Origin of the sequence: Sphingomonas sp. 28-62-11 (assembly GCF_002278865.1) — a bacterium.
Lineage (GTDB): Bacteria > Pseudomonadota > Alphaproteobacteria > Sphingomonadales > Sphingomonadaceae > Sphingomonas.
On sequence record NZ_NCGB01000011.1, the window covers coordinates 31,625 to 42,933 of the forward strand.

Here is an 11,309-nt window from a genome sequence, read left to right on the forward strand (position 1 = left end):
CCGCTAAGGCGCGGCTCCACTCATTATTCGGACCTGCCATGACGTTGTACCACCGGTTCGCCGCGCATATCGATGCTGCCCTTGATGCGCTGGTCGCATCGGGCGATTTGCCGGACGGGCTCGATCGGCGAAACGTGACGGTTGAGCCGCCGCGGGACACCAGCCATGGCGATCTCGCCACCAATGCCGCGATGGTGCTGGCCAAGCCTGCCGCTACCAATCCACGTGCGCTGGCGGACAAGATCGCCGCGCTGCTCGGTGCGCTGCCTGAGGTGGCGAGTGTTGCTGTGGCCGGGCCCGGTTTTATCAACATGACGCTGACCGAGGCGACGTGGCGCGACGAACTGTCCGCAATTCGCTTGCAGGGCGATGCCTATGGCCGCGCCGCGCCCGCCAGCAAGCCGGTGGTCAATGTGGAATATGTCTCCGCCAACCCGACCGGGCCGATGCATATGGGGCATTGCCGCGGCGCGGTGGTAGGCGATGCATTGGCGGCGTTGCTCGAGTTTTCGGGCCAGACGGTGATCCGCGAATATTATGTCAACGATGCTGGTGGGCAGGTCGATACGCTCGCGCGGTCAGCGCATCTGCGGTACCGCGAGGCGCTGGGTGCCGACATTGGCGAGATTCCGGAAGGCCTTTATCCGGGCGATTATCTCATCCCGGTGGGGCAGGCGCTTGCCGCCCAATATGGCGATCGGTTTGCCGATGCGCCCGAGGATAATTGGCTGGTGCTGTTCCGGCAGCAGGCGGTGGCGGCGATGCTGGTGCTGATCAAGGGCGATCTCGCCAAGCTGGGCATTCATCACGACATCTTCGCCTCCGAGGCTGAATTGCAGGCAGCGGGCAAGCCCGAGGCGGCTGAGGCCGAATTGCGCGCGCGTGATCTGATCTATGATGGCGTTCTCGAAGCCCCGAAGGGAGAGACCCCGGATGATTGGGAACCCGTTGTCCTGCCGCTGTTCCGCTCGACGCAGTTCGGTGATGATCAGGATCGCCCGATCCGCAAATCGACCGGGCAATGGACCTATTTCGGCGCCGATCTCGCTTATCATTATCAGAAAACGCAAACCGCCGATGAGCTGATCGATATTTGGGGTGCGGATCATGCCGGCACCGTCAAGCGGATCGTCGCGGCGGTGAACGCGCTGACGCATGGGCAGAAAAAGTTCGACGTGAAGCTTGTCCAGATGGTGCGGCTGCTTCGGGCAGGCGAACTTGTCAAAATGTCCAAGCGTTCGGGGAATTTCGTCACGCTGGCCGAGGTGGTCGACGAAGTCGGCAAGGATGTCGTTCGCTTCACGATGCTGACGCGCAAGGCCGATGCGCAGATGGATTTCGATTTTGCCAAGGTTGTTGAGGCGTCGAAGGACAATCCGGTTTTCTATGTGCAGTATGCGCACGCCCGAATCGCGTCGCTCCATCGGCGCGCCGAAGAGGCTGGAATCACGTGCGAATCAGTCGATCTGTCCCAACTTGATACAGAAGAGCTGGCATTGGTGAAATTTGCCGCACAGTTCCCGCGCATCGTTGAAACGGCGGCGCTGGCGCGTGAGCCGCACCGGATCGCATTTTATCTCTATGATCTTGCAGCGCTTTTTCACGCGGCCTGGAATGTTGGTAACGATCGGCCCGATCGCCGTTTCCTGATTTTGGATAACGCGCCGCTTACCTGTGCGCGACTTTTCCTCGCCGATGCGATAGGGCAAATATTGCGCAGCGGTTTGGGCATCATGGGTGTCGAGGCTGTTCAGGAGATGAATTGATGGCGACCGCCGGTGAGTATGAAATTCGCGACGAGGACCGCCTTCCCTGGCTGGAAACCGTTGACGAGGATTACAGCGATGGCCCGTCGATCGTCCGGATCGGGCTGCTCGTATTACTCGGCCTCGCCATCATTGCGGGCGCAATTTACGGCATTTATTGGTATCAGCATAATCAGGCCGAAAAAGGCACCGGCGAGCTGATTGCGGCGGTGGAGGGTGATTACAAGGTCAAGCCCGACACGCCCGGCGGCATGACCGTGGAAGGCGAAGGCGATACGGCCTTTGCGACCAGCGAAGGCAAGGACGGCGGCAATGCGTCGATCGATCTGAAGGCCGTGCCGGAGGCGCCTGTTGCCGCTGCACCGGCTGCGACCGCAACTCCCAAGGGCAAGACCGGGTCGGCCATGGTGCCGCCGTCGAGCGGCGTGCTGACGGCGCCGGCACCCGGGGCGCTGCCAATGGCAAAGCCCGTCGCGGCTGGTACATCGGGCGGCGCGCTGGTTCAGCTCGGGTCTTTCCCGGACGAGGCATCGGCCAATACGTCCTGGGCGCGGCTTGCCAAGCGGTTCAGCTATCTGGGGCCGCTCGGTAAATCGGTGCAGTCGGCCGAGGTGAAAGGCCGTACGGTTTACCGGCTGCGCGTGAATGCCGGCAGTGCGACCCAGGCCGGGGAACTTTGCGCCAAGCTGCAACTCGCCGGAGAGGCTTGTTTCGTCGCGCGCAACTAGGCTAGCGCCTGTGCCATGAAACCAGTGATCTTCGGGCTGTCCGGGCCGTCCCTGACCGCCGACGAGCGGGCATTTTTTGCCGATGCCGATCCGTGCGGCTACATCCTGTTCAAGCGCAACGTTGAGACGCGAGCGCAATTGCGCGCCCTGACACACTCGCTTCGCGCGCTTTCCGGGCGAAGCGATGTCCCGATCCTGATTGACCAGGAAGGCGGGCGTGTAGCGCGAATGGGGCCGCCCGAATGGCCTGCCTCACCTGCGGGGCCTGCATTCGACGCGCTGTATGAGATGGCACCAATATCGGCGATTGAGGCCGCGCGCGCCAATGCGATGGCGGTCGGACTGATGCTTGCCGAGGTGGGGATCAACGTCGATTGCTGGCCGCTGCTCGATGTTTGCCAGCCTGACACCACGCCGGCGATTGCCACGCGCGCTTATGGCAGTGAGCCGATGCGCGTCGCCGCAATGGGCCGCGCGATCATCGAAGGGCTAAGGCTGGCGGGGGTGGTTGGCGTTGTAAAGCACATGCCCGGCCATGGCCGCGCGATCGTCGATACGCATTACCATTTGCCAACGGTGACGGCGACCGAAGCCGAACTCGAGATTGATCTCGAGCCATTTCGCGCCCTCAACACTGCGCCGATGGGGATGACATCGCATATCGTGTTCGAAGCATGGGACCGCGATCGACCGGCAACGCTCTCACCGATTATCATCAACGATATCATCCGGCAGCGGATCGGCTTTGACGGGCTGTTGATGACCGATGATATCGACATGAAGGCGCTATCGGGCACCGCAGGCGAAAAGGCGGCGGGTGCGCTGGCGGCGGGATGCGACTTGGTGCTCGATTGTTGGGCGCGGATGGAAGAAATGGTCGAGATCGCCAGCCTGGTCGGTGATATGCCGGCTGCGTCGCGCGACCGGCTTGATCGGGCGATGGCGACGGTGGCGGGAACGACGCCACAGGGCGATATCGCCGAGTTCATCGCCAAGCGGGACAGTCTGCTCGCACTGGCTTGAGGCCGCGCGATATCGAGAATAATTGAAGCCCTTCATCACATGATGTGCGCCCGCGAAGGCGAGAGCCCAGTCCTGGTCCCTGCCTTTGCGGGGACTCAATGTTGCGAAAAACCAAGAATGTCAGTGACGCTTGACATTAGCGCGTTGTAAGGTGTACATGACTGAATGTAAGGATATCATGTCCTTGCAGGTCATGGAGTTCATGATGGACGGGGCATTTATTGTGTCGCTGATCACCGCCGCATTGGCGCTGGTGGGGATTATCGGCATTATCGGCGGCGCGTCGTTTCGAAATCGCCGCGCAGGACCGCGCATGTTCCGCACCGGATCGATCGCAATGGCCGGCGCCGGGCTGGTCGCGATCATCGCCAGCCTGATCGGTATCGTTGCGACGGATCAATTGTTCGGCGGCATCATGATGCTGATTTTCGGCACCGCCGTCTCGCTGCCAAAGGTGATTGGCACGAGCACAGGTGGTGCCCCTACGCCCGCCAGCTGACCTTCGCTGGCGGCAGCGGTACGCATGGTGCTTGTCCCCACCGGTTAAATGGTCCTAACCCATCGGTTTGCACCGGGTGATGGTCATCCGGTCGATGCCAAAGAGCCGATGACGACCGAGCCTGACCTGCTGATGCCCCCGGATTCGCCCGAGATCGATGTACTGACCGTCGATATCGACGGTTGGGAAGGCCCGCTCGATTTGCTGCTGGCGCTTGCGCGGACCCAAAAGGTCGATTTGCGCGCGCTGTCGATCTTGGCGCTGGTCGATCAGTATCTGGCCTATGTCGATCAGGCACGTTCGCTGAAGCTGGAACTGGCGGCCGATTATCTCGTGATGGCGGCCTGGCTTGCCTATCTCAAATCAGCGCTGCTGCTACCGCGCGATCCGGAGGTAGAGCCGAGTCCCGAGGAATTGGCGCTTCGGCTGCAATTGCGGCTCGAAAGGCTGAATGCGATGCGCGAGGCGGGCGCGCGATTACTCGCACGCGATCGGCTAGGGCGCGATGTGTTCGCGCGCGGCGCCCCTGAAGGGTTGCGGACGGTGCGCAAGGCGGTGTGGCAGGCCGAAATCTATGATCTGATCGCGGCCTATGGTCGGGTGAGTGCACGCACGCGGCCGGTCATGCACATTGTCGCCAACCGCCCGGTGATGACCTTGGAGGCGGCGCTGGAGCGGGTCGCGCGGTTGCTGGGCCAGCAGATCGAGTGGACGACGATCGAAGCGTTCCTCCCGCCCCAGGCCGATGGTCTGTTCCGCAAATCGGCGCTGGCGTCGAGTTTTCTGGCGGCGCTTGAGCTGGCGCGTCAGGGCCGGGTGGAGCTCCAACAGAAATCCGCCTTCGCACCACTTTATCTGCGGCGACCGGCATGAAGGCACCCGATGATTTTGTTCGTGCGGTCGAGGCGGTGTTGTTTGCCGCCGACACGGCGATGACCATCGACCAGATCCGTGCCCATATCGGCGAGGAGGCCCATCCGGCCAATATCCGGATGGCGCTGGCGGAGATCGAGGCCGATTATGCCGGGCGCGGGATCGGTGTGGTGCGCCGGGGCGAGCGGTGGCAGTTCCAGACCGCGCCGGACATGGCGCACCTGCTGCGCCGCGATCGCGACGAGCCGCGCAAGCTGAGCCGCGCCGCGATCGAGACGCTGGCGATCATCGCCTATCACGAGCCGGTTACCCGCGCGGAGATCGAGGCCATTCGCGGCGTGCAAATCTCCAAGGGAACGATCGACGTGCTGATGGAGGCGGGCTGGGTGCGGCCTGCGGGGCGAAGGGAAGTGCCCGGCCGCCCGTTGACCTATGCAACCACGCCCGATTTCCTTGTCCATTTCGGGCTAGCGAGCAGGCGCGATTTGCCGGGACTTGAGGATTTGCGCGCTGCGGGGCTGCTCGATCCGGTCGATCTTGCGCTTGAGCAAGGGGGCGATCAGCTGGGCGATCAGCTTGATTTGGCAATCGACGCGGCGGAGGTGGCAAATAGCGACGAAGAGGCCTATCTACTGGGCCATCCTGAAGGAGACGCGTAATGGGTAGTTTCAGCTTGGGCCATTGGCTGGTGTTCGGCGTGATCGCGATCCTGGTTCTTGGCGGTGGCCGTTTTTCGAACATGATGGGTGACGTTGCCAAAGGCATCAAGAATTTCAAAAAGGGCATGGCTGAAGATGACAGCGTCAAGCCTGAAGCGAGCCGGATCGATGCCAAGCGCGAGCCCGATGTCGTGCTCGACCCTGTCGCCGAACGCGCGCGCGACGATCGCTGATCGCCCGCGCGCGCCAGCCCGAACCTGTCGTTACCGGGTCTGATTGATGTTTGACGTAGCCCCATCGGAGCTGCTGCTGTTGGCGATTGTCGCGCTGGTAGTGATCGGCCCCAAGGACTTGCCAAAGGCAATGCGCTTTGTCGGCCAATGGGTCGCCAAGGCACGCGGGGTAATGGGGCAGTTCCGCGCCGGGTTCGACACCATGGTGCGCGAGGCCGAACTGAAGGAAATGGAAGAGCGCTGGGCGGCTGAGAATGCGCGGATCATGCGTGAGTATCCACCGGCCGTGCAGCAAGCGCTGCCCGATACCGTACATACAACGCCCGATCTGGATGGGGAGGGCGAACCAGTGATGACCGCCGCGCCAGTCCTTCACACGCCCACACCGCCGGTGCTGACCGATGACGAGATCGCCGCTGCCGAGGGCGTGCCCGCGATCGCGCCGGTGCCGCCGGCCGCCACGCCTAACGGCGCTACCGCATGACCACCGACACCGTCGACGAAATCGATCAGTCGCGCGCGCCCCTGCTCGATCACTTGATCGAGCTGCGCCGACGTTTGATCTACTGCGCGATCGCGGTCGCGCTGGCGTTTGGCGTGTGCTTCTATTTTTCCGACATTATCTTCGGCTTCCTGCTCCAGCCGCTGCTGCGGGCGGGGCAGAACCGCGTCGTCTACACCCAGCTGTTCGAGGCGTTTTTCGTTCAGATCAAGGTGGCGTTTTTCGCGGCGACGATGGTGTCATTCCCGGTGATCGCCAACCAGCTGTGGCAGTTCGTCGCGCCTGGGCTGTACCGCCAGGAAAAGCGCGCATTGCTGCCCTTCCTGCTGGCGACACCGGTGCTGTTCACGCTGGGCGCGGCAATGGCCTATTATATCGCGGTGCCGATGGCGTTGCACTTCCTGCTCGGTTTCCAGGGCAGCATCGGCGGCGTGGAACGCGAGGCCTTGCCAGCAATCGACAATTACCTGTCGTTCATCATGCAATTTCTGTTCGGCTTTGGCCTGTCATTCCTGCTGCCCGTGCTGCTGATGCTGCTTGAGCGTGCCGGGATCGTGACCCGCAAACAGCTCATCTCGGCGCGGCGCTATGCGATTGTGGCGGCGGTCGGGATTGCGGCGGTGCTGACGCCGCCTGATATCGGATCGCAGCTGTTGCTCGCGATTCCGCTGATCATTCTCTACGAAATCGCGATTATCGGCATCTGGATCACCGAAAAGCGACGTAAGCCGGTTGAAGCCGCAGCCGAGTGATTGGCACGATTGCGGCGCCTTGTCCGCAACCAATTCCAAACCACAACATCCTGAAATGATAAGACCCGGACACGCTGCCGAGGGGGGGGAGGGCTGGCGCATCCGGGTCTAGGTCTTGGATAGCGAGAGCGGGGGGGCTTTTAATCGCTATCCGAATATAAAAACGCCCTTTGTAATTACTGGTTCCACGCCCCTTGGAAAAAAATCATTTGATCGGATCCGTGGGCGGCGATGGTGCAAATCAGTCCCTGCCCGTGGTGGCAATCGGGATCTCATAAGCACCCACAAGCGGATCGTGGTGCAGCTTGGCGCGCAGTTGGCGAGAAAGGCCCTCGATCACCCGGCCATAGCGCTCGCTGAGCTCGGCACGCAGCAAATCGCTGTCGACCAACGCTGGTGAACTGATCCGCAGGATCGCACTGGACAGGCTCGGCGACGTTTCATTGTCGCCGGAAGCTGATCCGGTCGGTTTCAACGAAATCCGGATTGCGGCATCGTGCTGCACCATCATGGCCAGCTCGACGATCTCGGTGATCAGGAAGGCAATTGCCGTCGCGACATCCTGGTTGGATAGACAGCTATCCAGATCGAGCGTGATCGACAATCCAGTGCGTTCGGGCGACGTGGCGCGAATGTTCGATGCAAGATCACCGATCACCGATCGCAAGCCAAGGCCGCGCGTTTCTTCGAGTTCGGCAAAATGATTGCGGTGGACAACCGCAAGCGCATCAACCCGGCGCTGGATCGCAGCATAGGCCGATGTCGCTTCCTTGCTGCGGGCGCCGCGGGCGTGAAAATTGATCAGGCTGGAGATCACCTGCAGGTTGTTCTTGACACGGTGGTGCACCTCCCGAGTCAATTTGGTCTGGCGCACCAGCCCCTCGGCAAGCCCGGCTTCATGGGCAACGACGGTGCGGCTGATGGTGCGAAAGGTTTCGCCCAGCGCGCGGATCTCCTCCGCCGGTATCGATCGTGCACGCCCCAGATCGATGACTTCGCCGGGTTGATAGCTGGCGACCAGCGACCGCAATTCGCGCAGCGGCCTGATCAACAGGCGATCGACAACGAACCAGCCGATCCCGGCAGCGGCTGCCCACATCAGCAGCGGCAGCACCATGGCGATCACCAGCGCCGAACTGATCGGCGCACTGCGCAGTGTCGTTTCAAAAGTCAGCCCGCCAATGCCCAGTGGCAGGCCAACCACTTCGGTACGATCGAACGGCGTGATGCTCGGCAATTCCTGCAAGGCAAGGCGTTGCCGACCGAGCACAAGAGTGGCCGCATAGGGCTGCATGAACCCCTCCGGACGCGCGACATCGGCCAGCATCATCACGGGGAAAAAGACCTTCGCGGTCAATTTTCTGCTGGGGGCGGTGATCGCCATGGCAAGCCCCACCTTTGGCTCCAATGCCGCAGCAATTGGGCCTGGTTCGTCAGGCGGCGCAATAACGATCGGGCCGGGCACCGTGCTGCCGCAGATAACCTGCCCAGCCCGGTCGATGATCGAAAACCGAACGCCGGTCGCAAGTTGATCGGCAAACACACCTTGGGCGCGCGCGCAGCTGGGGGAATTGCTGCCGTCGTCATCAAGCGCGTTCAGGGCGACACGCAGCGCGGTCATATCGCCGACCAGCTCAATGTTCAGCGCGCTCGCGCTTTCATTGGCCGCCAGTCGCGCGCGGGATGCGACTTCGGCATCGGCGACGTGCGTCGTCTGGCGGGTCGCAAACAGTGCGATCAAGGCGAGCGGCAGCAGTGCCGCGCTCAATATCAGGAATAGTTTCGCGCCCGTCGGCATTCGCGACAACGCGGCATTCCATCGCCGCGTGTCGGGCACCTCAACGCTTGGGCCATCCATTACCGGTGTTATTCAAGCTTGCCCAACAGATCGAGCATTTCTTGCGGAATCTGCTCGTCAATCGTCCGTTGATAGACGGTGCGCAGGGCCTGGCCCATCGGCTGATCGTCGCCGCGTGGTTTCGCCGTACGTTTGGGGGACGCTTTCTTCGGCGTGGTACGATCAGAATTCAACGAAATCCCCCTAAAACAATAATATACGGGTTCAAGCGGTGGTAGCGTACACGGCGGGGTGCTTTTTTGCGTGCCACTGCCAACCGGTGATGAAACCAAATAGCCGCTCGATTGTTCCGCCTGCGATGCAAAAACACAAATCTATTTTGTCGGGGTTGCGTTACACTTTTTTTCAGCCAGGCTGCTGCCAGCATTTGGGGGGCACGCCGCAGAGGAGAATTCGCCGATCATGTCGCTTGGACAACAGCTTGCGCCGCACCTCCCGTTCCTTCGCCGCTATGCCCGCGCTCTCACCGGCAGCCAATCGCACGGCGATCATTATGTCCGTGCTTCGCTTGAAGCGATCGTGGCGGCGCCATCGGAGTTTCCAAAAGACGTCGATCCCCGGCTTGGTCTCTACCGCACTTTTCAAGTGATCTGGGCATCGACAAATGCCGATTTGAGCGGCGAAAGTGAAACCGTTATCGGCAGCGATGATGAAAGCATTGCCCGGGCACGGCTGGCGCGGATGACGCCGCTGTCGCGTCAGGCGCTGCTGCTGACGGCGATGGAGGGCTTCACCCCCGAAGATACCGGCTATCTGATCGATGTTCCGGCCGACGAGGTTGAAACCTTGGTCGACGGCGCGCTCGCCGAGATCGAAAAACAAACGCGCGCGCGTGTGCTGATTGTCGAGGACGAGCCAATCATCGCGATGGACATCGAATCGATCGTGCGGGATCTTGGCCATGATGTCACCGGGGTTGCGGTGACCCGCGACGAGGCCGTGGCGCTGGCAATGGAGGATCGGCCCGGGCTGGTGCTCGCCGATATTCAGCTCGCCGATGACAGTTCGGGGATTGATGCGGTGAAGGACATTCTCGCGCAATTCTCGGTACCGGTGATCTTCATCACGGCGTTCCCCGAACGGCTGCTGACCGGCGAACGGCCTGAACCGACCTTCCTGATTACCAAGCCGTTTCAACGATCGACCGTGAAGGCGGCAATCGCGCAAGCGTTGTTCTTCGACGAAGCAACGGTGCCGACCAGCTGATCAAGATTTAAACGATACGGACCCAAAACGGCTTTGGTGGGTTGAACCACCATGACCGAGCCAGAAACCCCGATCCATATCAGCGAAGAGGATGCGCGTGCTGGTGCTACGCCACACGTCGTCCGCTATGTGCTGGCCATCTCCATGGCGCTCATCATTATCATTTTTGCCGTGATGTTCATGGGTTGAGGGAGGGGGTTGGGGATGAAGCTTTACCGTGACCCAGGTGGCCGCTGTGCCCGGAATAAGCCCCCGGTTTGGTTCGGCATGCACTTTAAATTGATCGGAGCCGCATGAGCGCGCCAGACGACATTGATGATGATCTGCCCGAAGCGCCGCCTGAGGCGCGGGTGCCACTGTCCGATGCTGAGTTCAAGGCACAGCTGGCCCAGGTGATTCCGCATTTGCGCGCTTTCGGGCGTTCCGTGTCGGGCAGTCGGGATCTGGCTGATGATCTGGTGCAGGAAACGTTGATGAAAGCCTGGGCGGCGCGCCAGCGCTTTCAGGCCGGCACCAATATGCGCGCCTGGACCTTCATCATCCTGCGCAACCTGTACCTATCCCAGATGCGCCGATCGCGCTTTCGCGGCGAATGGGATGATCTGGTCGCCGATCGTATTCTTGCAGCGCCCGCCGGGCAGGACAAACAGGTTGAGTTGGGCGATATGCAGCGGGCGCTGCTCCACTTGCCGCAACCGCAGCGCGAAGCGCTGATTCTGGTTGGTGCAGGCGGCTTTGCCTATGAAGAGGCGGCTGAGATTTGCGGTGTGGCGGTCGGCACGATCAAGAGCCGCGTTGCGCGCGGCCGCGTTGCGCTCGAAACGCTTCTCACTGATGGATCGCTGCCATCGCGCCGCACGCACACCAACCCACCAGGCCGCTCAGTGCTTGAGGTGTTGATGAACGATGTCGAAGAACTTAGCCGCGACCGTGGGGCGGCATCGGACTGACCGAATGTGTAGCGCCGAACAATGGAACGCTTGCCTATTCCGTCGCGTTCTGCGTGCCCGGGTGCCGATCGAGCTGCGCCAGCAATGCGCTCATCTCACTTGGCACCTCATGCGACATCACGCGCGTATAGGCATTGCTGAGCGCCGATCCGATCGCATCATGACGGCGTGGAACCCCAACCGAAAACTCGGTCGGCGCCCGCGGCTCCCTGGGTAAAGATGACTTGTTGAACATAACCTGTATAACGGTCAGTCATCGG

15 protein-coding genes are annotated in these 11,309 nt (G+C 61.5%); 12 read left to right on the forward strand and 3 right to left on the reverse strand.

The window, feature by feature from the left end; genetic code table 11:
* Positions 1 to 38 precede the first annotated feature (38 nt).
* The 9 genes from argS to tatC all read left to right on the forward strand — a co-directional run bounded on the left by argS (position 39) and on the right by tatC (position 7,035).
* The gene (gene argS / locus B7Y49_RS04925) at positions 39 to 1,766 is read left to right on the forward strand and encodes an arginine--tRNA ligase (protein WP_374126499.1); all 1,728 of its coding nucleotides are present in this window, start codon (positions 39 to 41) and stop codon (positions 1,764 to 1,766) included.
* Positions 1,766 to 2,494 (forward strand): SPOR domain-containing protein, encoded by a 729-nt coding sequence (locus B7Y49_RS04930; protein ID WP_374126461.1) that lies wholly within the window; start codon positions 1,766 to 1,768, stop codon positions 2,492 to 2,494. Before argS ends, B7Y49_RS04930 begins: the two co-directional genes overlap by 1 nt.
* A gap of 15 nt (positions 2,495 to 2,509) precedes the next feature.
* A complete protein-coding gene (locus B7Y49_RS04935) occupies positions 2,510 to 3,517 on the forward strand; it encodes a glycoside hydrolase family 3 N-terminal domain-containing protein (protein ID WP_374126462.1) in 1,008 nt (335 codons plus the stop codon).
* A 157-nt stretch (positions 3,518 to 3,674) separates the two neighbouring features.
* Positions 3,675 to 4,016, forward strand: coding sequence for a hypothetical protein (locus B7Y49_RS04940; RefSeq protein WP_374126463.1), 342 nt, complete (start codon positions 3,675 to 3,677; stop codon positions 4,014 to 4,016).
* A gap of 132 nt (positions 4,017 to 4,148) precedes the next feature.
* The gene (locus B7Y49_RS04945) at positions 4,149 to 4,889 is read left to right on the forward strand and encodes a ScpA family protein (RefSeq protein WP_374126500.1); all 741 of its coding nucleotides are present in this window, start codon (positions 4,149 to 4,151) and stop codon (positions 4,887 to 4,889) included.
* Positions 4,886 to 5,548 (forward strand): SMC-Scp complex subunit ScpB, encoded by a 663-nt coding sequence (scpB, locus tag B7Y49_RS04950; RefSeq protein ID WP_374126464.1) that lies wholly within the window; start codon positions 4,886 to 4,888, stop codon positions 5,546 to 5,548. The genes B7Y49_RS04945 and scpB overlap by 4 nt, the downstream gene beginning before the upstream one ends.
* Positions 5,548 to 5,781 carry a Sec-independent protein translocase subunit TatA gene (locus B7Y49_RS04955; RefSeq protein ID WP_374126465.1) on the forward strand — a complete coding sequence of 78 codons (234 nt, stop codon included), beginning with the start codon at positions 5,548 to 5,550 and terminating at the stop codon, positions 5,779 to 5,781. The genes scpB and B7Y49_RS04955 overlap by 1 nt, the downstream gene beginning before the upstream one ends.
* Before the next feature lie 46 nt (positions 5,782 to 5,827).
* On the forward strand, positions 5,828 to 6,265 hold the full coding sequence (gene tatB / locus B7Y49_RS04960) for a Sec-independent protein translocase protein TatB (protein ID WP_374126466.1): 438 nt from the start codon (positions 5,828 to 5,830) through the stop codon (positions 6,263 to 6,265).
* Positions 6,262 to 7,035: a twin-arginine translocase subunit TatC gene (gene tatC, locus B7Y49_RS04965; protein WP_374126467.1), complete on the forward strand. Its 774-nt coding sequence runs from the start codon at positions 6,262 to 6,264 to the stop codon at positions 7,033 to 7,035. The genes tatB and tatC overlap by 4 nt, the downstream gene beginning before the upstream one ends.
* A gap of 241 nt (positions 7,036 to 7,276) precedes the next feature.
* Here tatC and B7Y49_RS04970 read toward each other — a convergent pair whose 3' ends face one another.
* Together B7Y49_RS04970 and B7Y49_RS04975 are read right to left on the reverse strand one after the other, a co-directional pair.
* Entirely contained in the window at positions 7,277 to 8,893 is a 1,617-nt protein-coding gene (locus B7Y49_RS04970) for a sensor histidine kinase (RefSeq protein WP_374126468.1), read from the reverse strand.
* Between the two features lie 8 nt (positions 8,894 to 8,901).
* The gene (locus tag B7Y49_RS04975) at positions 8,902 to 9,066 is read right to left on the reverse strand and encodes a NepR family anti-sigma factor (RefSeq protein WP_374126469.1); all 165 of its coding nucleotides are present in this window, start codon (positions 9,064 to 9,066) and stop codon (positions 8,902 to 8,904) included.
* A gap of 229 nt (positions 9,067 to 9,295) precedes the next feature.
* Between B7Y49_RS04975 and B7Y49_RS04980 the strand changes: the two genes are divergently transcribed.
* From B7Y49_RS04980 to B7Y49_RS04990, 3 genes are all read left to right on the forward strand, one after another.
* A complete protein-coding gene (locus B7Y49_RS04980) occupies positions 9,296 to 10,099 on the forward strand; it encodes a response regulator (RefSeq protein ID WP_374126470.1) in 804 nt (267 codons plus the stop codon).
* 51 nt (positions 10,100 to 10,150) lie between these two features.
* On the forward strand, positions 10,151 to 10,288 hold the full coding sequence (locus tag B7Y49_RS04985; protein WP_374126471.1) for a hypothetical protein: 138 nt from the start codon (positions 10,151 to 10,153) through the stop codon (positions 10,286 to 10,288).
* A 104-nt stretch (positions 10,289 to 10,392) separates the two neighbouring features.
* On the forward strand, positions 10,393 to 11,049 hold the full coding sequence (locus B7Y49_RS04990) for a sigma-70 family RNA polymerase sigma factor (protein ID WP_374126472.1): 657 nt from the start codon (positions 10,393 to 10,395) through the stop codon (positions 11,047 to 11,049).
* 34 nt (positions 11,050 to 11,083) lie between these two features.
* On the opposite strand, the gene B7Y49_RS04995 is transcribed toward B7Y49_RS04990, so the two are convergent.
* A complete protein-coding gene (locus B7Y49_RS04995) occupies positions 11,084 to 11,284 on the reverse strand; it encodes a hypothetical protein (protein WP_374126473.1) in 201 nt (66 codons plus the stop codon).
* Positions 11,285 to 11,309: the final 25 nt, after the last annotated feature.